At 63.8% G+C, this 20,497-nt stretch carries 19 protein-coding genes; 12 read left to right on the forward strand and 7 right to left on the reverse strand.

Annotation, left to right across the window (positions count from 1 at the left end; translation table 11 throughout):
* Nucleotides 1-2 precede the first annotated feature (2 nt).
* Nucleotides 3-470: a peroxiredoxin gene (locus LB535_RS08835; protein ID WP_095765171.1), complete on the reverse strand. Its 468-nt coding sequence runs from the start codon at nucleotides 468-470 to the stop codon at nucleotides 3-5.
* A gap of 95 nt (nucleotides 471-565) precedes the next feature.
* On the opposite strand from LB535_RS08835, the gene LB535_RS08840 reads away from it, so the two are divergent.
* The gene (locus LB535_RS08840) at nucleotides 566-3,988 is read left to right on the forward strand and encodes a DUF3971 domain-containing protein (RefSeq protein ID WP_224631900.1); all 3,423 of its coding nucleotides are present in this window, start codon (nucleotides 566-568) and stop codon (nucleotides 3,986-3,988) included.
* Between the two features lie 11 nt (nucleotides 3,989-3,999).
* On the opposite strand, the gene tyrS is transcribed toward LB535_RS08840, so the two are convergent.
* A complete protein-coding gene (gene tyrS / locus LB535_RS08845; protein ID WP_140840215.1) occupies nucleotides 4,000-5,253 on the reverse strand; it encodes a tyrosine--tRNA ligase in 1,254 nt (417 codons plus the stop codon).
* A 289-nt stretch (nucleotides 5,254-5,542) separates the two neighbouring features.
* On the opposite strand from tyrS, the gene LB535_RS08850 reads away from it, so the two are divergent.
* The gene (locus tag LB535_RS08850; protein ID WP_224631901.1) at nucleotides 5,543-7,186 is read left to right on the forward strand and encodes an ArnT family glycosyltransferase; all 1,644 of its coding nucleotides are present in this window, start codon (nucleotides 5,543-5,545) and stop codon (nucleotides 7,184-7,186) included.
* A gap of 42 nt (nucleotides 7,187-7,228) precedes the next feature.
* Nucleotides 7,229-8,092, forward strand: coding sequence for a phosphatase PAP2 family protein (locus LB535_RS08855; protein WP_224631902.1), 864 nt, complete (start codon nucleotides 7,229-7,231; stop codon nucleotides 8,090-8,092).
* A gap of 27 nt (nucleotides 8,093-8,119) precedes the next feature.
* On the opposite strand, the gene LB535_RS08860 is transcribed toward LB535_RS08855, so the two are convergent.
* Nucleotides 8,120-8,794 (reverse strand): alpha/beta hydrolase, encoded by a 675-nt coding sequence (locus tag LB535_RS08860; RefSeq protein ID WP_095765174.1) that lies wholly within the window; start codon nucleotides 8,792-8,794, stop codon nucleotides 8,120-8,122.
* A 267-nt stretch (nucleotides 8,795-9,061) separates the two neighbouring features.
* Here LB535_RS08860 and LB535_RS08865 point away from each other — a divergent pair, with 267 nt between their 5' ends.
* The 8 genes from LB535_RS08865 to sufA all read left to right on the forward strand — a co-directional run bounded on the left by LB535_RS08865 (nucleotide 9,062) and on the right by sufA (nucleotide 16,787).
* Nucleotides 9,062-10,222, forward strand: coding sequence for a cysteine desulfurase family protein (locus tag LB535_RS08865; protein ID WP_224631903.1), 1,161 nt, complete (start codon nucleotides 9,062-9,064; stop codon nucleotides 10,220-10,222).
* A 237-nt stretch (nucleotides 10,223-10,459) separates the two neighbouring features.
* Nucleotides 10,460-11,977 (forward strand): Fe-S cluster assembly protein SufB, encoded by a 1,518-nt coding sequence (gene sufB, locus LB535_RS08870; protein WP_140542626.1) that lies wholly within the window; start codon nucleotides 10,460-10,462, stop codon nucleotides 11,975-11,977.
* Nucleotides 11,978-12,003: 26 nt separating this feature from the next.
* Nucleotides 12,004-12,759 carry a Fe-S cluster assembly ATPase SufC gene (gene sufC, locus LB535_RS08875; RefSeq protein WP_224601435.1) on the forward strand — a complete coding sequence of 252 codons (756 nt, stop codon included), beginning with the start codon at nucleotides 12,004-12,006 and terminating at the stop codon, nucleotides 12,757-12,759.
* A 25-nt stretch (nucleotides 12,760-12,784) separates the two neighbouring features.
* On the forward strand, nucleotides 12,785-14,056 hold the full coding sequence (sufD, locus tag LB535_RS08880; RefSeq protein WP_224631904.1) for a Fe-S cluster assembly protein SufD: 1,272 nt from the start codon (nucleotides 12,785-12,787) through the stop codon (nucleotides 14,054-14,056).
* A gap of 104 nt (nucleotides 14,057-14,160) precedes the next feature.
* On the forward strand, nucleotides 14,161-15,402 hold the full coding sequence (locus LB535_RS08885) for a cysteine desulfurase (protein ID WP_224631905.1): 1,242 nt from the start codon (nucleotides 14,161-14,163) through the stop codon (nucleotides 15,400-15,402).
* A 5-nt stretch (nucleotides 15,403-15,407) separates the two neighbouring features.
* Nucleotides 15,408-15,800, forward strand: coding sequence for an SUF system Fe-S cluster assembly protein (locus tag LB535_RS08890; RefSeq protein WP_140840200.1), 393 nt, complete (start codon nucleotides 15,408-15,410; stop codon nucleotides 15,798-15,800).
* Nucleotides 15,791-16,297 carry a DUF4375 domain-containing protein gene (locus tag LB535_RS08895; RefSeq protein ID WP_224631906.1) on the forward strand — a complete coding sequence of 169 codons (507 nt, stop codon included), beginning with the start codon at nucleotides 15,791-15,793 and terminating at the stop codon, nucleotides 16,295-16,297. The genes LB535_RS08890 and LB535_RS08895 overlap by 10 nt, the downstream gene beginning before the upstream one ends.
* A 109-nt stretch (nucleotides 16,298-16,406) precedes the next feature.
* Nucleotides 16,407-16,787 carry a Fe-S cluster assembly scaffold SufA gene (sufA, locus tag LB535_RS08900; protein ID WP_224631907.1) on the forward strand — a complete coding sequence of 127 codons (381 nt, stop codon included), beginning with the start codon at nucleotides 16,407-16,409 and terminating at the stop codon, nucleotides 16,785-16,787.
* 22 nt (nucleotides 16,788-16,809) lie between these two features.
* Here sufA and LB535_RS08905 read toward each other — a convergent pair whose 3' ends face one another.
* Together LB535_RS08905 and LB535_RS08910 are read right to left on the reverse strand one after the other, a co-directional pair.
* Nucleotides 16,810-17,268 carry a RidA family protein gene (locus LB535_RS08905; RefSeq protein WP_095765180.1) on the reverse strand — a complete coding sequence of 153 codons (459 nt, stop codon included), beginning with the start codon at nucleotides 17,266-17,268 and terminating at the stop codon, nucleotides 16,810-16,812.
* A gap of 78 nt (nucleotides 17,269-17,346) precedes the next feature.
* Nucleotides 17,347-17,844 (reverse strand): GFA family protein, encoded by a 498-nt coding sequence (locus tag LB535_RS08910; RefSeq protein WP_224631908.1) that lies wholly within the window; start codon nucleotides 17,842-17,844, stop codon nucleotides 17,347-17,349.
* Nucleotides 17,845-17,933: 89 nt separating this feature from the next.
* Here LB535_RS08910 and LB535_RS08915 point away from each other — a divergent pair, with 89 nt between their 5' ends.
* Entirely contained in the window at nucleotides 17,934-18,266 is a 333-nt protein-coding gene (locus LB535_RS08915; RefSeq protein ID WP_224631909.1) for a TfoX/Sxy family protein, read from the forward strand.
* Between the two features lie 21 nt (nucleotides 18,267-18,287).
* On the opposite strand, the gene LB535_RS08920 is transcribed toward LB535_RS08915, so the two are convergent.
* Together LB535_RS08920 and LB535_RS08925 are read right to left on the reverse strand one after the other, a co-directional pair.
* Nucleotides 18,288-19,205: a pseudouridine-5'-phosphate glycosidase gene (locus LB535_RS08920; protein WP_224631910.1), complete on the reverse strand. Its 918-nt coding sequence runs from the start codon at nucleotides 19,203-19,205 to the stop codon at nucleotides 18,288-18,290.
* Nucleotides 19,206-19,246: 41 nt separating this feature from the next.
* On the reverse strand, nucleotides 19,247-20,185 hold the full coding sequence (locus LB535_RS08925; RefSeq protein WP_224631911.1) for a carbohydrate kinase family protein: 939 nt from the start codon (nucleotides 20,183-20,185) through the stop codon (nucleotides 19,247-19,249).
* Nucleotides 20,186-20,497 lie beyond the last annotated feature (312 nt).

A 20,497-nucleotide genomic window follows, 5' to 3' on the forward strand; every position in this document is an offset into this window, starting at 1 on the left:
GCTCAGAGCGCGCGAACGGCTTCCAGCACGGCCTCGGCATGGCCTTTGACGCGAACCTTGCGCCAGACGCGGGCGATCCGCCCGTCCTTGCCGATCAGGAAGGTGGCGCGCTCGACGCCCATATATTTGCGCCCGTACATCGTCTTCTCGACCCACAAATGATAGGCCTCGATCACTTTGCGCTCCTCGTCGGCGATGAGATCGACCGTGAGATCGTGCTTCGCCTTGAATTTGTCGTGTTTCTTCGCGCTATCAGGCGACAGCCCGATCACCACGGCACCGGCCTTCTCGAACTCCGGCTTCAACTGCGAGAAGCTGATGGCCTCGGCGGTGCAACTTGTGGTGTCGTCCTGCGGATAGAAGTAGAGTACAACTGGCTTGCCCAGGAACGCCGCGAGGCTGAGAGAGCCGCCGCCGTCACGCGGAAGATCGAATTGCGGCGCTGCGTCGCCCACCTCGAGGTCAGCCATATCGATGCCCTTGTTTGCGGTTACGCGCGGGAAATCATCGATATAACGTGAGGCGGGGATTCGTCCACGACGAGTTCGTCACAACGGAATATTGCTTGGATCAGGAAGAACCGCAGCACGAGAAGATCAGGTTCAGGCGTGACGAGATCACCGACCTGGCGAGGCTTCCGTCCGCGTGCAGCGTGCCGCCGCTCGGCCGGGCAGCAGTGCGGCGGCGTTTCCGCGTCCTCGGCCGAGTGTTTGCCGGGTTTTGCGCGCTCATGCTCCTGGCGGCGGCGGGTGTCTATGTCCTCGGCGCCTCCGGCATCGGCACGGAGCGCCTGCGGACCGAGGCGGAGACAGCCATCGAGAAGCTGGCCGGCATCGATGTCGACGTCGCCGTCGGCGCGGCTCGGCTGACGCTCGACGGGTCGAGCTTCGTCGCCCTGCAGGTGAACGATGTCAGCCTGAAGACGGCCGACGGCAAGCCGATGGCCGATATCGGGCGCGTGCGTTTCGGCATGCGCCTTCTGCCGCTGCTTTCGGGCGACGTCCGGCTGACGAGCGCCAGATTTTCCGATGCCCATATCGTGGTGGCCGCCATGCCCTCCGGCGGCAGCGACTGGACGGCGGCGCTGCGCAACGCGGATGGCCTTGTCGACCCGGAGAAAGTGTCGGCGGCAGTGTTTTCAGGCGTCAACGACGCGCTTGATGCCGTGCGCGAGGACTCGATGCGACAGATCGATCTGCGCAATGTCGAGTTCAAGCTGCCGGACGCCGGACCGGTCAAGCGCGTGACCATCGCCTCGGCGACCGTCGCGCAGACAGGCGCGGGACGCATGCAGGTTTCCTACGATGCCGATGTCGATGGCCGGCACGCGACTTTGACCGCCTCGGCGACGCGCGATGCGACGGCAAGGCGCATTTCGTCGCTGGACGCCAATCTCGAGATAGAAGGCGCCCCCGGCAAGGGCAGTTCGACCGAGGCCGCCCCGGCCGATGGCGCCAAGCTGGGTTCGATCGCATTGAAGCTTTCGGGCTCGGAAGCGTCGGGCGACAACCCGTCGCGCCTCGCGGCTTCGCTCTCCCTCAACGGTTCGGTGCTCGACCTGGACGAGCGCGGGCTGCTGCCGACCGATGTCGATGCCGATGCCACGCTGGTCGCCGGTTCGAACAAGATCTCGGTCGACCGGCTGCTGATCAGGAGCAGCCGCTCCAGCTTCAACTTTGCCGGATCGATCGGGCCGAAGCCGGCAGCTGCGGGGGAGGAGCCCGCCTACCGCTATGATCTCACCAGCGACGGCTCGACGCTGGCGCCTTCGGAATCGCCGGAACCGGCGCTTCAGTTCCTGGCCCGTATCGCCGGGGTCTACCAACCGAAGAGCCGCAAGCTCGTTGCCGAGCAGATCGGCGTGCGCTCGGGCGGACCGGGCGAGGTACTGGGCGCGGCCACCGTCGCCTTCATCGACAACGGCCCGCCAGGGGTATCGCTGTCGCTCAACGTGCACGACATGCCGGTCTCGCATGTCAAGCAATTGTGGCCGTGGTTCTCGGCCCGCAACGCGCGGCTCTGGGTGCTAGGCAACCTGTTCGGCGGCACGGTGACCGACGCCAATCTGCAGTTCCAGGTCGCGCCGGGGCGCCTCGGCAACGGCGTGCCGCTTACCGGTGACGAAGTGTTCGGCCGTTTCCAGATCGAAGGATCGCGCTTCGATACCGCCGGGCGCATCCCGCCGGTCCGCGACGCCGTCGGCGCGGTTGCGTTCCATGGCAACGATGTCGATATCGCGCTCTCCTCGGGCAGCGTCTATATGCCGAGCGGCCGCACCGTGGCGGCAAGCGGCGGCACGCTGACGGTCAAGAATGCAAACCGACCGATTGTCATCGGGGGGCTCGACATCGACGTGGCGGGCGAGGCGCCGGCGATCGCCGAGCTGGCCTCCTATGAGCCGATCAATGCCATGCGCCATGTCGGACTGGCACCGGAAGACCTGTCAGGCACCGTCACCGGCCATGTCAGGGCGGACATTCCGCTGACCAAGGGAATGGACACCTCGAAGCTCGATTGGCTGGTTTCGCTCGACTGCCGGGACCTGTCGCTGGCGAAGCCTTTCGAGGACCAGACCGTGACCGAGGCCGATGGCTCGATCACCGTCGGGCCAAAGCAGGCGGTGATTTCCGCCGAGGCCAAGCTCAACGGCATTCCGGCCGAGCTCGATCTCGTCGAGCCGCTCGCCGACGACGGGCCGGCGCGAAGCCGCAAGGTTACGCTGGTCCTCGACGACAAGACGCGCAACGCCAGCATGCCTGGACTGTCGGCCCTGCTTTCGGGAACCATCAAGGTGGCGATCGACAAGAGCGGCGAGGGCGCCCAGCAGGTTTCGGCGGACCTGACCAATGCCAGGCTCGACATTCCGTGGGCAGGCTGGAGCAAGGGCGCCGGCATTCCCGCCAAGGTCGCTTTCGACATGGCGAAGTCCGGCAGCACCACCACATTGACCGATTTCGCTCTCGACGGAAAAAGCTTCTCGATCGACGGCAATGTGACGCTGGTCAACGGCTCGCTGTCCGCGGCCCGCTTCAGCAAAGTCGCGTTGAACAGAGGCGACGACATCGCCGTTTCGGTCAAGCGTTCCGGCAAGAGCTACGCTGTCGATGTCAGCGGCGCGTCGCTCGACGCCCGCTCGCTGATCAAGCAGTTCACCTCGGATGTCGATACAGCCACGAAGGGCGCCGGCAGCGACGCGATCTCGGTGAGCGCCGATGTGGCATCGCTGACCGGTTTTCATGACGAGGTGCTTTCCAATCTCAAGCTCGAATACAGCGCCGCCGGATCGCGGGTGAATGGGCTAAACGTCACCGCCGCGGCAAGCTCGGGCGCCGCGATCACGATCAACAACACCACCAGCGAAGGCGGCCGCGTGCTCAGGGTGAAGTCTGCCGATGCCGGCGCGATCCTGCGTTTCCTCAATGTCTACGAGCATATGGAAGGCGGCGCGATCACGCTGTCGCTCTCGGGCGCCGGCGACGGGCCGATGAAGGGACAGGTGGATGCCCGCAACTTCTATGTCGTCAACGAGCCCAAGCTGGCCTCGATCGTGTCGACGACGCCGGCTGGCGATACACGCAGCCTGAACCAAGCCGTCAAAAGCAACATCGACACGTCCAGGGTGCAGTTCGAGCGTGGCTTTGCCGAGATCGACAAGGGCTCCGGCTATCTGAAACTGGCGAACGGCCTGCTGCGCGGCCCGCGCATCGGTACGACCTTCCAGGGCACGCTTTACGATCCAAACAACAACATGGACATGACCGGCACCTTCATGCCGGTCTATGGCCTCAACCGCATCTTCGGCGAACTGCCGCTGTTCGGGCCGTTGCTGGGCAACGGACGCGACCGCGGACTGATCGGCGTCACCTACCGGCTGCGCGGCAATGCCAACAAGCCGACGCTCAACATCAATCCGCTATCGGTGGTGGCGCCGGGCATATTCCGCTCGATCTTCGAGTACAGGCAGCAACCGTCCCAAACTGCGCAGTAAGGTTCGGCCGATCAGTTCGGCCGCACCAGCACGTGCTTCTTCTTGCCGAGCGAAAGCTTCACGAGGCCTTCCGGGCCGAGATCCTGAAGCGTGACGACGCGACGGTCGTCGGTCAGCGGCTGGTCGTTGACGCGTACGGCGCCGCCTTGGACATGCCGACGCGCTTCGCCGTTCGAGCCGGCCAGACCAGCGCTTACGAACAGCGCCAGGATGCCGATGCCGGCTTCGAGGTCCGATTTGGCTACTTCGATGCTGGGCAGAGTGTCTGCGAGCGCGCCTTCCTCGAAAGTCTTGCGCGCCGTCTCGCTTGCGGTCTCGGCCGCATCGCGGCCGTGCAGCATGGCGGTGATCTCGGTGGCGAGGATCTTCTTCGCCTCGTTGATCTCCGAGCCGCCGAGCTTTTCAAGGCGCGCCACCTCGTCGAGCGGCAGGGTCGTGTAGAGCTTCAGGAAGCGCCCGACATCGGCGTCCTCGGTGTTGCGCCAGTACTGCCAGAATTCGTAAGGCGAGAGCATGTCGCCATCGAGCCAGACCGCGCCCGAGGCGGACTTGCCCATCTTGGCGCCGGAGGAGGTGGTGAGCAGCGGCGTGGTCATGGCGAAGAGCTGCACGCCCTCCATGCGGTGGCCGAGATCGATGCCGTTGACGATATTGCCCCACTGGTCCGAACCGCCCATCTGCAGCCGGCATCCGACGCGTTTGTAGAGCTCGACGAAGTCGTAGGCCTGCAGGATCATGTAGTTGAATTCGAGGAAGGACAGCGACTGCTCGCGGTCGAGCCTCAGCTTCACGCTATCGAAGGCAAGCATGCGGTTGACAGAGAAATGCCGGCCGACATCGCGCAGGAAATTGACGTAGTTGATCTGCATCAGCCAGTCGGCGTTGTTGACCATGACCGCGTCGCCCGGGCCGCTGCCGAATTTCAGGTAAGGCGCGAAATTGCGGCGGATGCCGACGAGATTGTCGTCGATGTCCTGCGGGGTGAGCAGCTTGCGCGCCTCGTCCTTGAAGGACGGGTCGCCGATCATCGAGGTGCCGCCGCCCATCAGCGCGATCGGCCGATGGCCGGTCTGCTGCAGCCAATGCAGCATCATGATCTGGATCAGCGATCCTGCGTGCAGGCTTTTGGCGGTGGCGTCGAAGCCGATATAGGCGCTCACCGTTTCCTTGGCGAAGAGCTGGTCGAGGGCGGATTCATCCGAAATCTGATGGATGAAGCCGCGCTCGCTCATGATGCGCAGGAAATCGGATTTGAAGGCGGACATTTTTTCTTCCTGGAGGTCGCCGGGCGCTTGGCCATGCTTGATATGAAGGCGCGCGTTTAGCATCCAAGCGCGATCAGCAAAAGTGGTTTCCGGTTTTGCGTCCGATCGCGCTTCAACCAACAAACACGCGATCAGCAAAAGTGGTTTCCGGTTTTGCTTGGAATCGCATACGGCGCGGCGCGTCCTTGCTTCGCCCTTTTTGCTGGCGTAATGAGGCGCCGCGCAAAGACACGGCGCCATGCACCGCGACGGGGCCATCCCGCAGTTTCAGATCGGAAAAGCTCCCGCGATGAACAGGAACACCCTCATCCTCTTTCTGTTCAGCATCGTCATGACCGTCAGCGGGCTGGCAAGCCTGCCGCCGGTCGACCGCGATGAATCCCGTTTCGTCCAGTCGACCAAGCAGATGGTCGAGACCGGCGACTATGTCGATATCCGCCTGCAGGATGTCACGCGCTACAAGAAGCCGATCGGCATCTACTGGCTGCAGTCGGCCGCCGTGGCGTTGAGCGGCGAGGGGGCTGCGGCGCCGATCTGGGTCTATCGCCTGGTCTCGATGCTGGGCATCGCGCTCGCTGTCGTCGGCATCGGCTGGACCGGGACGAAACTCTTCGGCGCCAGTGCCGGGCTGGCCGCCGGCCTGATGATGGCGGCGATCTTCGCCACCGCCTTCGAGGGGCGCGACGCCAAGACCGATGCCATGCTTCTCGCCTGCTGCGTGATAGCGCAAGGCGCGCTGGCGCAGGTCTATTGGGTTTCGAAGCGCAACGAACCGGTTCCCGGGCATCTGCCGTGGATCTTCTGGATCGCGCAAGGCTTCGGCATACTCATCAAGGGCCCGGTTTCACCGCTTTTGTCGCTGCTGACCGCCGGCGCACTCTTTGCCTTCGACCGCGACTGGCGCTGGCTCCTCAAGATGAAGCTGGTGCGCGGCGTCCTGATCGTGCTGGCGATCGTGCTGCCGTGGCTGATCCTCATCACCTGGAAGAGCGGCGGGGCCTTCTTCCAGGAAGCGGTCGGCAAGGACATGCTGAACAAGGTGGCGCAGGGCGAGGAATCGCACGGCCTGCCGCCCGGCTTCTACATGCTGACTTATTCGCTGTTCGTGTGGCCCTTCGGGCTGATCGCGGTCGGCGCCGGGCTCCAAGCCATCAACCGGTTTTGGGACGATCCGCGCCTGCGCTTCTGCCTGGCCTGGTACATCCCGTTCTGGCTGGTTTTCGAGGCGATCCCGACCAAGCTGCCGCATTATGTGATGCCGGCCTATCCGGGCATGGCGCTTCTGGTCGGCTGGCTGCTCACCTTGCCGGCGGACAAGGCCAACGCGCCGCTGAAGCGCTGGCAGACATGGCTGTGGTGGGCGACAGCCTTCGGCCTTGCCGTGGTGGCGATCGGCCTTGCCGTCGTCTGCGTCGCCGCGCCGCTTTACCTCGCCAAGACCTTCTCCTGGTGGAGCATACCGGCGGGGATCGCCGCTCTGGTTACCGGCTATCTTGCCTTCCCCAGGCAGTTGCAGGTGCCGCTGCCGCGCATCGCGGCCATCGCGGTCGGCGCCGGCATCACCTTCAGCCTGCTGTTCGGGGTGATCGCGCCGTCGCTGAAACCGATCTGGCTGAGCCCCGCCGTCAAGGCCGCTGTCGACGCCAACCGCCCTTGCGACACCACGGTGCTTGCCTCGGCGAAGTTCCAGGAGCCAAGCCTGGTCTTCCTGGTCGGCACCAGGACCGTGCTGACCGACATCGAGGGCGTGGGGCAACATCTGCTCGCCGATCCATCCTGCGCGCTTGGGCTGGCGCCGATCAAGGACGAGCAGAAGCTTACCGATGTGCTGACCGCTCAAGGCAAGTCGGCAAAGCGACTGACCGAGATCGACGGCATCAACTATTCGTCGGGAGACAAGCTGTCGCTCGGGCTTTACCGGGTGGCGCCGTGATGAATAGCGTCGGGCGTCGAATGTCCCTATAAGCGCCCAGCCATGTCCGCCGCGCCGCCCCTTGCCCTCTACCGCCGCTCGCTCGGCAATTTCCGCGACACGATGTCGATCGTGAGGCGACGCTTTGCCGTGCGGCCGGCGCGCTATCCGAGAATTCTGTGGAGCGTCTGGCTCATGGCCTGGGCGCTGCTCACCGTGGCGATCTTCCTGCGCCTCGACGCCGGAGCGGGCGAGATGCGCGGCGAATGGTCCTCCGGATTTGCGCGCTTCACCGATTTCTTCACGCAATTCGGCCTCGGCGGCTGGTATCTCATTCCAGCGGCACTCTGCCTCGTCGCCGCCAATCTGACGGATTGGCGCGGCCTGTCCCGGCATGGCCGGATGATCGTCTACAACTGGACGTGTTTCGCGTTCCTGGTGCTATGCGCCGTCGGCCTTTCCGGTCTTGCGGTCAACGTGCTGAAATACGGAATCGGCCGCGCCCGGCCGCTTTATTTCGACAGCTTTGGCGTCCTGTCGCTGCATCCTTTCGCCATGGACGCGCGCTTTGCCGGTTTCCCGTCCGGCCATGCCACGACGATGGGCGCCGTTTTCGGCATCCTGCTGCTGTTGTTCCCGCGGCGCTGGTATATCGCGCTGGCGGTCACGGCCTGCATCGCTTCGACACGCATCTTCGTCGGCGCGCACTATCCCAGCGACACGGTCGCGGGCTTCGGGCTCGGGCTGGCGTTCGCGGTGCTATCGGGGCTGGTGTTTGCCCGGCTCGGCTTCATCTTCGGCCAGGCCGGTTCGAAGCTGCCGGTGCGCAAGCGGACGTTCCGGTTGGTACCGTCCCGCGCGCCAAGAGGCAGGGCTTCGACAGCCGATACGGTCGAGGCCGGAGTCGATCAAACCCAGATTCCTTAAGACGCCCTGACTGGCGGCCTTCCGCGCTTAGCGCAGCCGCTTCGGCCTCGGATCGGCCAGCTCGCCCGCCAGGCGACGGTCGAGATAGTCGGCGCACTCCTGGATCAGCAGTTCGGAATCGTTGGCGAAGAAATGGTTGGCGCCTGGGATCGTCTTCTGCGTGATGGTGATGCCCTTTTGCGTGTGCAGCTTGTCGACCAGGCCCTGCACATCCTTCGGCGGCGCCACCTTATCGGCATCGCCATGGATGATGAGGCCGGACGACGGACAGGGCGCCAGGAACGAGAAGTCGTAGGTGTTGGGCTGCGGCGCGACCGAAATAAAACCCTCGATCTCGGGCCGGCGCATCAGGAGCTGCATGCCGATCCATGCGCCGAAGGAATAGCCGGCGACCCAGCAGCTCTTCGAATCCGGATGCAGAGACTGCACCCAGTCGAGCGCGGCGGCCGCGTCCGACAATTCGCCGGTGCCATGATCGAACTCGCCCTGGCTGCGGCCGATGCCGCGGAAATTGAAACGCAGCGTGGTGAAATCGCGCTTCTGGAACATGTAGAAGAGGTCGTAGACGATCTTGTTGTTCATCGTGCCGCCGAATTGCGGGTGCGGATGCAGCACGATGGCGATCGGGGCGCTCTTTTCCTTCGAGGGCTGATAACGTCCCTCCAGGCGACCAGCCGGACCGGCGAAAATGACCTCAGGCATAAAATACTCCACGTGGCATATGAATGCGCTCGCCCGGAACTTTCCTGATCCCGACTCACCCGCGGCCCCACATCTTCTGTGGCCTTGACGCCGGGCGAGCGTGTTCCTAGAAGCTAGTTTAGAATTGTTCAAAACTGGGAGGCCGAAACCCTATGGTCCGGCCGCCCGCGCCGCAAGCCGGGTAAATAGGACGGCTTGCCTTGCAATTTCAAGGAAATAACGCGCTATCCTGGCGGGATAGCCGGCGGAAGGACGAACTGAGCGAAAATGGCCGCAGCCCGCGCCTATCTCGACTACAATGCCAGCGCGCCGCTCATTGCGGAAGCGCGGGCAGCGATGGTCGCCGCGCTCGATGCCGCCAACCCGTCATCGGTCCACACGGAAGGGCGCGCCTCGCGCCGGCTGGTCGAGGACGCGCGCCGCGACGTGGCGCGGCTGGTCAACGCCAAGCCTGAACATATCGTCTTCACCTCCGGCGCCACCGAAGCCGCCTCGACGCTGCTTACGTCCGACTGGCAGATGGGGCGCGGATCGATCCGCATGAGCCATCTCTTCGTCTCCGAAGCCGACCATCCCTGCATACTGAATGGTGGACGCTTCGCGCCGGCGCAGGTGACGAAGATCGGCGTCGATCGGCACGGCATTGCCGATATCGAGGCGCTGGCCGCCGCGCTCGGCGCGCGTGACAAATCCGCTGGCCTGCCGCTGGTGGCGATCCACGCCGCCAACAACGAGACCGGCGTTATCCAGCCGATCGGGCGCATCGGCGAGATCGTCAAGGCCGCCGGCGGGGTGCTGGTCGTCGACGCCGTGCAGGCTGCCGGGCGGATTCCGCTCGATGTGTCAATTCCTTATGCCGATTATCTGATCCTGTCCTCGCACAAGATCGGCGGCGCGAAGGGCGTCGGCGCGATCGTGGCCGCATCCGACCTGATGATGCCGCGCCCGCTGATCAATGGCGGCGGCCAGGAGAAGAGCCACCGCGCCGGCACGGAAAACGTCGCCGGGATCGCCGGTTTCGGCGCTGCGGCGCGTGCCGCGCTGGCCGGTCTCGCCGACATGGACGCCATCGCGAGCCGGCGCGACGAGGTCGAGGCGATCGTGCGCGACCTCGCGCCAGACGCGGAAATTTTCGGAAATGGCGCTCCCAGGCTTGCCAACACGACATTCTTCGCTATTCCCGGCGTCAAGGCCGAAACGGCGCAGATCGCTTTCGATCTCGCCGGCGTCGCGCTGTCTGCGGGTTCAGCCTGCTCGTCGGGAAAGGTCGGGCCAAGCCATGTGCTGAAGGCGATGGGGCATGGCGACAGCCTGGGCGCCTTGCGCGTCTCGATCGGCCGTGCGACCGGCGCCGACGATATAGCGGCGTTCCGGGCGGCACTGGCCGGCATCGTCGCCCGCCGCGCGGGCAAGGAAGAAGCCGCCTGACGGCGGAGCATCGGAGCGAGAAACGCCTTGCGGTTCTCGGATTTCCGCTGCCTGAACAAGAATTCAGGCTTTAGAGCCTGGTAGAGCAGTGCGTTTTGTCCTGGCCGGGTGAATTTCCGGCGGACACGCACTATATGGAGCTTACTCCGCCGCGAGTCCCTCCCTGGGACGCGATTTCGGCGGTGCCATAGTTTGAAAACTGCCGGGCCTTGACCCCGGCGTGGATGGAGAACGCTTATGCCTGCTGTGCAGGAGACGATCGATCGGGTTCGAAAGATCGACGTCGACCAGTATAAATACGGATTCCAGACAGAGATCGAGATGGACAAGGCCCCCAAGGGCCTGAGCGAGGACATCATTCGCTTCATCTCGGCCAAGAAGGATGAGCCGGACTGGATGCTGGAATGGCGTCTGGGGGCGTATCGCCGTTGGCTGACGCTGGAAGAGCCGACCTGGGCGCGCGTCCACTATCCGAAGATCGATTTCCAGGACATCCACTACTACGCCGCGCCGAAGAGCACGCCGGGGCCGAAGTCGCTGAGCGAGGTCGACCCCGAATTGCTCAAGGTCTACGAGAAGCTCGGCATTCCGCTCAAGGAGCAGGAAATCCTGGCCGGCGTGCAGAAGACCGATGCCTCGGAGCTCGAGGAAGCCAGCGACAACGTCTACAAATCGGGCCGCGTCGCGGTCGACGCCGTGTTCGATTCCGTTTCGGTGGTCACCACCTTCAAGAAGGAACTGGCGCAGGCGGGCGTCATCTTCTGCTCGATCTCGGAAGCGATCCGCGAGCATCCGGAGCTGGTGAAAAAATATCTCGGCTCGGTCGTGCCGACCTCCGATAATTTCTACGCGACGCTGAATTCGGCAGTGTTCACCGACGGCTCGTTCGTCTTCGTGCCCAAGGGCGTTCGCTGCCCGATGGAGCTGTCGACCTATTTCCGCATCAACGAGAAGAACACCGGCCAGTTCGAGCGCACGCTGATCATCGCCGAGGAGGGGGCCTATGTCTCCTATCTCGAAGGCTGCACGGCGCCGCAGCGCGACGAGAACCAGCTGCACGCCGCGGTGGTCGAGCTGATCGCGCTCGACGATGCCGAGATCAAATATTCGACGGTGCAGAACTGGTACCCCGGCGACGCCGAGGGCAAGGGCGGCATCTACAATTTCGTCACCAAGCGCGGCGACTGCCGCGGCGACCGCTCGAAGATCTCGTGGACGCAGGTCGAGACCGGTTCGGCGATCACCTGGAAATATCCGAGTTGCATCCTGCGCGGCGACGATTCCAGCGGCGAATTCTATTCGATCGCGGTGTCGAACGGTTATCAGCAGGTCGATAGCGGCACCAAGATGATCCATCTCGGCAAGAACACGTCGAGCCGCATCATCTCCAAGGGCATTGCCGCCGGCTTCTCGCAGAACACCTATCGCGGCCAGGTCTCGGCGCATCGCAAGGCGACCAACGCGCGCAACTTCACCAATTGCGATTCGCTGCTGATCGGCGACCAGTGTGGCGCGCACACCGTGCCTTACATGGAAGCCAAGAATTCGACGGCGCAGTTCGAGCACGAGGCGACGACCTCGAAGATCTCCGAGGACCAGAAGTTCTACGTCATGCAGCGCGGCATCCCCGAGGAAGAGGCGATCGCGCTGATCGTCAACGGCTTCGTCAAGGACGTCATCCAGCAGCTGCCGATGGAGTTCGCCGTCGAGGCGCAGAAGCTGATCGGAATCAGCCTAGAGGGTTCGGTCGGCTGACCGCAAAAGACATTCAGGAAGAAATCATGCTTGAGATCAAGAATTTGCACGCCCGCATCGTCGATGATGGCACCGAGATCATTCGTGGGCTGAATCTCTCGGTGAAAGCCGGCGAGGTCGCCGCCATCATGGGGCCGAACGGTTCGGGCAAGTCGACGCTGTCTTATATTCTCGCCGGCCGCGAGGACTATGAAGTCACCGAGGGCGACATCCTCTATAACGGCCAGTCGATCCTCGAAATGGATCCGGCCGAGCGCGCTACCGCCGGCATCTTCCTCGCCTTCCAGTATCCGATGGAGATACCGGGCGTGGCGACCATGGAATTCCTGAAAGTGGCGATGAACGAGCAGCGCAAGGCGCGCGGCGAGGAGCCGTTGAAGATCCCGGAATTCCTGAAGCGGGTGAAGGACGCCGCCGCCTCGCTCAGCATGGATATGAACATGTTGAAGCGGCCGCTCAATGTCGGCTTCTCGGGCGGCGAGAAGAAGCGCGCCGAGATCCTGCAGATGAAGCTCTTGGAGCCAAAACTCTGCGTGCTCGACGAGACCGATTCCGGCCTCGACATCGACGCGCTGAAGATCGTCTCGGACGGCGTCAACGCGCTGCGTTCGCCGGACCGGGCCATCGTCGTCATCACCCACTACCAGCGCCTGCTCGAGCACATCGTGCCTGATACGGTGCACGTGCTCTACAGGGGTCAGGTGATCAAGTCGGGCGACAAGTCGCTGGCGCTCGATCTCGAGGCCAACGGCTATGCCGGCGTGATCGGGCAAGCCGCGTGACATGGGAGCGGTCGAGGCAAAAGTCATGAACATGCATGCACAGCCCCAGCGGACCTTGGCTGAGACGGCGCTGATCGACGCCTTCGGCGAGCGGCTGTCGCTGCTGCCCGGCGACGGCGCGGTGATGGTCAAGCGCGACGATGCGATCGAGGCGATCAAGCACGGCTTGCCGACGCGCCGCGTCGAATCCTGGCATTATACGGACCTGCGCCGGCTGCTGACGTCGGTGCCGGCTTTCGAGGCCGGCGCCGTCGTCAAGGCGCTTGCGCCGGTTCTTGAAGGCTCGGCCGTGCTGCCGGTGCTGAACGGCGTCTCGCAGACGAAGCTGCCGGAGATCGACGGCGTCACGGTGCAGCGCCTGTCGGAAAAGCTTACCGACGGCAGCGTGGCTCCAGGACTGGATCCCTATGGCAGCGACGACGCGATCGGCGCGCTGAACACGGCTTTTGTCGCCGACGGCTATTTCGTCGACATCGCCGACGGGGCCGAGCTGCAAAAGCCGATCGAATTGCAGAACCTGCAGGCCGGCGGCCAGTCGCATGTGCGGCTGCTGGCGCGTGTCGGCGCCGGCGCGAAGGCGATTGTCGTCGAGCGCCAGGCAGGCGAGGGCGACGAGGCGCTCGCCTCTTCGGTCAGCCAGCTCGTGGTCGGCGACGGCGCGGAAGTGACCTGGCTGATCGTGCAGGAACAGCCGGACACGGCCACGCATCTCGCCCAGTTCAAGGCGCATATCGGCAAGGACGCCAAGCTGACGCTGTTCGTGATGAACGCCGGCGGCAGGCTTGTTCGCCAGGAGGTCGTCGTCAGGACGACAGGCGAGGGCGCCGACTTCAAATTGCGCGGCATCAATCTTCTCGCCGGCGACACCCACACCGATGTGACTATGGTGCTCGACCACGCCGTGCCGCACACCACGTCGACCGAAGTGATCCGCAACGTAGTGACCGGCAAGGCGCGCGGCGTCTTCCAGGGCCGCATCAATGTGCATCAATACGCGCAGAAGACCAACGCCAAGATGGCCTGCAACACGCTGCTTCTGTCGGATGACGGCGAGTTCTCGACCAAGCCGGAGCTGGAGATCTTCGCCGACGACGTCGTCTGCGGCCATGGCGCGACGGTCACCGAGATCGACCACGACCATCTGTTCTACCTGATGGCGCGCGGCATCGACGAGAAGTCGGCGCGGGGTCTCCTGGTGAAGGCCTTCGTCGCCGAAGTGATCGAGGAACTGGACGACGAGGCGCTGGTCGAAGCATTGGAAGCCCGGCTCGACGGCTGGTTTTCGACGCACGGCTAGCGCCTAACCTTCTCCCCTTGTGGGAGAAGGTGGATTGGCGCGAAGCGCCAAGACGGATGAGGGGTGTTGGAAGGATCGCGGCTTCGGCCGACAAGGACTTCGAGATGGACCAGAAGATCGAAACCACACCATACGACGTCGAGGCGATCCGCCGCGACTTCCCGATCCTGTCGCGCCAGATCTATGGCAAGCCGCTGGTCTATCTCGACAACGGCGCCTCGGCGCAGAAGCCGCAGGTGGTGCTCGACACCATCCAGCACGCCTATTCCCAGGAATACGCCAACGTGCATCGCGGCCTGCATTTCCTGTCGAACGCCGCGACCGACGCCTATGAGAATGCGCGCAAGTCGGTGCGGCGGTTTCTCAATGCGCCGAGCACCGACAACATCGTCTTCACCTCCAACACCACATCGGCGATCAACACGGTCGCCTATGGCTGGGGCATGCCGCGGATCGGCGAGGGCGACGAGATCATGCTGTCGATCATGGAGCATCACTCCAACATCGTGCCCTGGCATTTCATCCGCGAGCGCCAGGGCGCGAAGCTCGTCTGGGTGCCGGTCGACGATCTCGGCGCCTTCCACATCGAGGAATTCGAAAAGCGCCTGAGCAACCGCACCAAGCTGGTCGCCATCACCCATATGTCCAATGCGCTGGGCACGGTGACGCCGATCAAGGAGATCGTGCGCATCGCGCATGCGCGTGGAATTCCTGTCCTCGTCGACGGCAGCCAGAGCGCCGTGCACATGCCGATCGATGTGCAGGATCTCGACTGCGATTTCTTCGTCTTCACCGGACACAAGGTCTACGGCCCGTCGGGCATCGGCGTGCTCTACGGCAAGAAGGACAGGCTGGAAGAGATGCGGCCTTTCATGGGCGGCGGCGAAATGATCGAGGAAGTGACGGAAGACATCGTCACCTACAACGAGCCGCCGCACCGCTTCGAGGCCGGCACGCCGCCGATCGTCCAGGCGATCGGCCTGGGCGCCGCGCTCGACTATATGGAGAAGGTCGGCCGTGAGCGGATCGCCGCGCACGAGGCGGACCTCAAGGCTTACGCGCATGAGCGGCTGCGGGCGATCAACTCGCTGCGCATCTTCGGCGACGCGCCCGGCAAGGGCGCCATCATCTCGTTCGAATTGCAGGGTATCCATGCGCATGATGTGTCGATGGTGATCGATCGGCAAGGTGTCGCGGTCCGGGCCGGAACGCATTGCGCCCAGCCGCTGTTGAAACGCTTCGGCGTCACCTCCACATGCAGGGCATCGTTCGGCATGTATAATACCAGGGCCGAAGTGGACGCTTTGGCCGAGGCGCTGGAAAAGGCGCGAAAGTTCTTCGGGTGACGATGATGGACGACGTGAGCACCACCGCGGAAAAAGCGCCGGAAACGGTCGCGAACGGCATCGTTTCGGCCTCGGCGATCCCCGCCGACGAGCTGGCGCGGCTGACCGACGACATCGTTTCGGCGCTGAAGACCGTCTACGACCCGGAAATTCCGGCCGACATCTATGAGCTCGGCCTCGTCTACAAGATCGACATCGAGGACGACCGTTCGGTCAAGATCGATATGACGCTGACCGCGCCGGGCTGCCCGGTGGCCGGCGAGATGCCCGGCTGGGTCGAGAACGCCGTCGGCGCCGTCGAGGGCGTGTCCGGCGTCGAGGTCGCAATGGTCTTCGATCCGCCATGGACTCCCGATCGCATGTCGGAAGAGGCGCAGGTCGCGGTCGGATGGTATTGAGTTCCAAGGTGGAAGATTGGGAGATCGACCTTCCCCAAGTTGCGCCGCCTCCGACTATGAAGCTGATGGAGCGGTGGGGCGGTGATCGTTTTATCGAGGGTCTTGATAGGCCGGCCGCTTTTGACACAATCCAGGGAGAAATGCCGCCGGGTGTCGCTGACGTCCTTTGTGCGGATTTGCTGCTCGGCGATGTCATGAATGGCAGCTTTCATCAGTATTTCCATAATTCCTTCGGGGTAACCATCGAGCGGGCCATCAGCGCTATGCGGAAGCTAGATTTGCTGAAACATGCTGATGCGGCCGAAGCCGCGCTAGCGGTGTTCGGTCCGAACTTTCCGCGTGATCGCCGGCAGAGGATGGATCGGATGGACGAACTGCCGGAAACCGCGTTCGACACTGTGACCGATCAGTTCCATGTGGCCGAGGACGATCATGCGACAGGTATGAACGCGACGCTTCAACGTGAAGCCATTCGCCTCTTATCGGAAAACGCATGACCTGTGTGACGACTCGGGCGCGGTGCGGGGTTGCGGCATTTGGAAATGTTCACCATCTTAGGTGAGAATGATCCGCGGGCCTTGAACCCGCGTGAACGTGGAGAATGACATGGGACGCTTCGCCGTCGTTACGATGACCGACAAGGCCGCCGACCGGGTGCGCGAGATCGTCGCCACGCGGGAAGGTGCGCATGGTATCCGGCTCGGCATCAAGAAGGGCGGCTGCGCCGGCATGGAATACACGGTTGACCTGGTGACCGAGCCGAACCCCAAGGACGACCATATTGAGCGCAATGGTGCGCATGTCTATGTCGCGCCCGAAGCCGCGCTCTTCCTGTTCGGCACCGAGATGGATTTCGAGCAGACGACGCTGCGCACCGGCTTCACCTTCAAGAATCCGAACCAGAGCTCGGCCTGCGGCTGCGGCGAATCCGTCGAGCTGAAGCCGGCCGACCTCAAGGCGCTTGCCGAGGCGCGCGCCTCGGCCTGACCAGGCCCGCCAGCGCTTCCACTCAGTCCGGCAGCGCGGCGATGACCACAAGCTCGACGACGAGGTCAGGCTGCGCCAGGGCGGCCACGCCGATCACCTCCGATGGCGGCGGGTTGTTGTAGCTGCAGTGCTTCGGGCAATGTTCGGCAAAGAATTCGTCCAGCACGTCCAGACGAAAGTTGGGTGAGCTGAGAACGCCGCCGGACGGAAAAGGCCCTTTGACGTAGAACGTCACCTTGACCAAATGGTCAAGCGAGCTGCCAAGTTCCTCCAGATCCGACTTTATGTTGGCCAGGATTTCGCGCCACTGCGTTGCCGCGTCGCCGACAGCGCCGCCCTGGTGTTTCGAGGGATCGTAGTCGTCGACGGTGGCGGTGTTGCCGGACAGAAAAACATATCCCTTGGCGTCCGAGACGACCGTGCCCTTGCCCCAAGGCATCAAACGATCGCCTTTGAATTTCTTGTGCGTCGTGAGGTTCATTTCTGCCTCCTGTCGCCAGATAATTGTCTCAATACAATTCCGGGCGGAAAACCGCTGCGCAGTTCTTCTGGAATTGCCCTAATCAACCCACATGCCGGTCCGCCTGTGCCAGTCGGCGATCGATTCCTCCGGATAGATGTCGAATACCTTGTCGTTCTTGCCGACGACCGGCTCGACCCAGTTCGCCTTGTATTTCAGCATCAGATGCACCTTTTCCGGCGGTGTCGGCAGGTCGGTGTCGATCGCCGAGGCGAAGGGGTGAACGAGGCCCGGCCACGTCGGGTCGTAGAGCCAGAGTGCTGCGCCGCATTTCCTGCAGAAATTGCGCTCGCCGGTCGAGACCTCGCAATGCGGATGCTCGTCATCCTCGATCTCGGCCCGGTAGACACCGAGGCTGCGCTTGCCCCTGATATCAAGCGTCTCGTAGTCGGCGCCGAGATTGATGGCGAACCCGCCGCCGCCCTGCTGCTTGCGGCAGATCGAGCAGTAGCAGAGCATGAAGGGCACAGGCGTGTGGCTCTCCACCTCGAAGCGGACGGCGCCGCAGCGGCAGGAGCCTTTGAGCAGGACAGGCATGGCGGGAACTCCGTTTTCAGATTTCAACCTGTCAGCATGCTTTTGGTTGCGGCGATGACAAGGCCGGTGACGGATGAGATGATCGCGGCATGGATAATGCGCGTCTTGAAGAACTGTTCGAAAGCCTTGGGCCGATCGCCATCCGAAAACTGTTCGGCGGCAAGGGCATCTATTGCGACGGCGTCATTGTCGCGGTCGTCGTGCGCGACGAGCTGATGCTCAAGGCGGACGAGGAGACAATTCCCGATTTCGAAGCCGCCGGCTGCAAGCAATGGACCTATGCCGGCTCGCGCCACGGCAAGGAGGTGGCGATGCCATATTGGAGCGTTCCCGACGAGGCCTTCGACGATCCTGACGAAATGGCAGTGTGGGCGCGGCGGGCTTATGAAGCGGGACGAAGGGCGGGGAAGCAATCCGGGTGAGGGGGCCTTCGCCGCGCGTGCCTATAACGCCTTGGCGATCTCCGCCGCCAGCCGCGCATTGTTCTCGACCAGCGCGATGTTGGTCTTGAGGCTGCGACCGCCGGTCAGCTCCAGGATCTTCGACAGCAGGAACGGTGTCACCGCCTTGCCGGTGACGTTGAGCGCCTCGGCAGCCTTTTGCGCGGCCTGGATGTAGCCGTCCATCTCGGCGGCCGGGATTTCGTCATTCTGCGGCACCGGGTTGGCGACGAGGATGCCGCCGCCCAGGCCCAGCGCTTGGCGCGTTCTGTAGAAATGCGCGATGTCTTCCGGCGCATGAAGGGTCAGCGGCGCGCGGAAGGGCGACTGCCTCGACCAGAAGGCGGGCATCGTCTCGCAGTCATGGCCGATAACCGGCACGCCGCGCGTTTCCAGCACTTCCAGCGTCTTTTCGATGTCGAGAATCGCCTTGGCGCCGGCCGAGACGACGATGACCGGCGTGCGCGCCAGCTCGTCGAGGTCGGCCGAGATATCGAAGCTTTTCTCAGCGCCCTTGTGGACGCCGCCAATGCCGCCGGTGGCGAACACTTTTATGCCGGCCATATGCGCGGCGATCATGGTGGCGGCGACCGTGGTGCCGCCGGTGCGCGTTTGAGCGACCGCGAAACCGAGATCGGCGCGCGACAGCTTCATGGCGTCACCGGTCATGGCAAGCGATTCGCGCTCGCCGTCGGAGAGGCCGATCTTGATACGGCCCTCGACCACGGCGATCGTCGCCGGTACCGCGCCGCCATCGATGATGATCTGCTCGACCTTGGCGGCCATTGCGCCATTGTCGGGGTAGGGCATGCCGTGGGTGATGATGGTGCTTTCCAGCGCCACCACGGGCCGGCCGGCGGCAAGCGCCTCCGCCACCGGCGGATGGATATCGACGAAGGGGCGGGCGGTATCAGGCGTCATGGCTGTCTCCGATCGAACGGATTGCTTCGGCAGTGGTGGCCCTATGCCACTTCCCGCGGCTCCGGCACAAGGGCAAGCGCCTGCGTGAAGGTGGCGATCGTGAAGGACGGCACGGCCCGCGGGCTCTCTATGGCGAGCATCGCCGCGGCAAGGCCTTCGCGTAGTGCTGCGCGCAGCGGCAGGCCGCGCAGCAAGGCGGCGACGGTTGCGCCGGTCAAGGCGTCGCCGGCGCCGGTCACGTCGGCCACCTTGCGCGGCGCGGGCGGGTCGATCTCGAAGATGCCGGTATCGTCGAAGCCCAGCACCGGAGCGCTGCCGGACGTGACCACGCCGGCGTTCAGGCCAGCCCGCCGGAGCGCGTCGACGAGCGTTTCGCCGGATGGCTCCGCGCCGACCAGCGCGGCGGCCTCGCGGCGGTTCATGAAGAGCAGCGACAGGTTGTCGAGCAGCGGCGCCAGGCGGACGACCTTGGCCGGCGAGACGGCGATGGCGAAGACCGGCCGGCCGCCGGCAAGCGCCAGCAGACGCTCCAGCGCGGCCGTCGGCAGGTTGGCGTCGCACAGGATGGCGTCGGTGGCGGCGATCGCCTCGCGCACCTTGGCGCGCCTTATTTGTTTGGGGAAGGCAAGATCGTAGAGCGCCATGTCGGCAAGCCCGACGATCAACTCGCCTTCGGCATCGATCAGCGCCGTGTAGCTTGGCGTCGTTCGGTCGAGGAACACCACCGAAAGGTCGGTTATCCCGGCGTTGTCGATCGCCGAGGCGACCGTGTCCGCCGCAGCGTCACCGCCACGCACCGAGATCAGCGAGGCCGACACGCCGCGCTTCACCACGCTGCGCAGCGCGTTGAAAACCACGCCGCCGACGTCCTCGCGCATGATGCCGGGATTCGAAGCCGCGGGCACATAGACGCCCGAGACCTGGCCGCGCCGGTCGATATGGGCGCCGCCGAGCGCCAGGATTGTTGGGGATGTCGGCATTTCGGGTCGGTGACTTTCGTTGATCGTGCGGCTGCGCACACTAGAGCGGTTCAGCGTTTCACGGAATCGCTGAACTGCTCTAAGTCTTTATCCTGGACGGAATGCCGGCACGCACTGCAATTGCTCTAGGTTTCCTCAGGTCGCCCTGCAATCGGGGTTGCGATTCGGACGGCCGGGTATCGAAATCTCTTCTGGACCGGTGGTTGCACTCCGCACCAGCCCTGGTGAGACAAAAATAGAACAAATCCAGATATTGATTATTTTTCAGATATTTGTTGCCCCTTGCCAAATGAGAACAAAAAAGGTACAAAA

Source organism: Mesorhizobium sp. CA10 (genome assembly GCF_020165285.1).
Classification (GTDB): domain Bacteria; phylum Pseudomonadota; class Alphaproteobacteria; order Rhizobiales; family Rhizobiaceae; genus Mesorhizobium.

Excerpts from the sequence above, each read along its gene's own strand:
- LB535_RS08885 (WP_224631905.1), top strand. The coding sequence starts at position 14,161 with ATGGACCAGAAGATCGAAACCACACCATACGACGTCGAGGCGATCCGC.
- LB535_RS08890 (WP_140840200.1), top strand. The coding sequence starts at position 15,408 with ATGGACGACGTGAGCACCACCGCGGAAAAAGCGCCGGAAACGGTCGCG.
- LB535_RS08855 (WP_224631902.1), top strand. The coding sequence starts at position 7,229 with ATGTCCGCCGCGCCGCCCCTTGCCCTCTACCGCCGCTCGCTCGGCAAT.
- LB535_RS08910 (WP_224631908.1), bottom strand. The coding sequence starts at position 17,844 with ATGCCTGTCCTGCTCAAAGGCTCCTGCCGCTGCGGCGCCGTCCGCTTC.
- LB535_RS08860 (WP_095765174.1), bottom strand. The coding sequence starts at position 8,794 with ATGCCTGAGGTCATTTTCGCCGGTCCGGCTGGTCGCCTGGAGGGACGT.
- LB535_RS08915 (WP_224631909.1), top strand. The coding sequence starts at position 17,934 with ATGGATAATGCGCGTCTTGAAGAACTGTTCGAAAGCCTTGGGCCGATC.
- LB535_RS08920 (WP_224631910.1), bottom strand. The coding sequence starts at position 19,205 with ATGACGCCTGATACCGCCCGCCCCTTCGTCGATATCCATCCGCCGGTG.
- sufA (WP_224631907.1), top strand. The coding sequence starts at position 16,407 with ATGGGACGCTTCGCCGTCGTTACGATGACCGACAAGGCCGCCGACCGG.
- tyrS (WP_140840215.1), bottom strand. The coding sequence starts at position 5,253 with ATGTCCGCCTTCAAATCCGATTTCCTGCGCATCATGAGCGAGCGCGGC.
- LB535_RS08850 (WP_224631901.1), top strand. The coding sequence starts at position 5,543 with ATGAACAGGAACACCCTCATCCTCTTTCTGTTCAGCATCGTCATGACC.
- LB535_RS08865 (WP_224631903.1), top strand. The coding sequence starts at position 9,062 with ATGGCCGCAGCCCGCGCCTATCTCGACTACAATGCCAGCGCGCCGCTC.
- LB535_RS08905 (WP_095765180.1), bottom strand. The coding sequence starts at position 17,268 with ATGAACCTCACGACGCACAAGAAATTCAAAGGCGATCGTTTGATGCCT.
- sufB (WP_140542626.1), top strand. The coding sequence starts at position 10,460 with ATGCCTGCTGTGCAGGAGACGATCGATCGGGTTCGAAAGATCGACGTC.
- sufC (WP_224601435.1), top strand. The coding sequence starts at position 12,004 with ATGCTTGAGATCAAGAATTTGCACGCCCGCATCGTCGATGATGGCACC.
- sufD (WP_224631904.1), top strand. The coding sequence starts at position 12,785 with ATGAACATGCATGCACAGCCCCAGCGGACCTTGGCTGAGACGGCGCTG.
- LB535_RS08835 (WP_095765171.1), bottom strand. The coding sequence starts at position 470 with ATGGCTGACCTCGAGGTGGGCGACGCAGCGCCGCAATTCGATCTTCCG.
- LB535_RS08895 (WP_224631906.1), top strand. The coding sequence starts at position 15,791 with ATGGTATTGAGTTCCAAGGTGGAAGATTGGGAGATCGACCTTCCCCAA.
- LB535_RS08925 (WP_224631911.1), bottom strand. The coding sequence starts at position 20,185 with ATGCCGACATCCCCAACAATCCTGGCGCTCGGCGGCGCCCATATCGAC.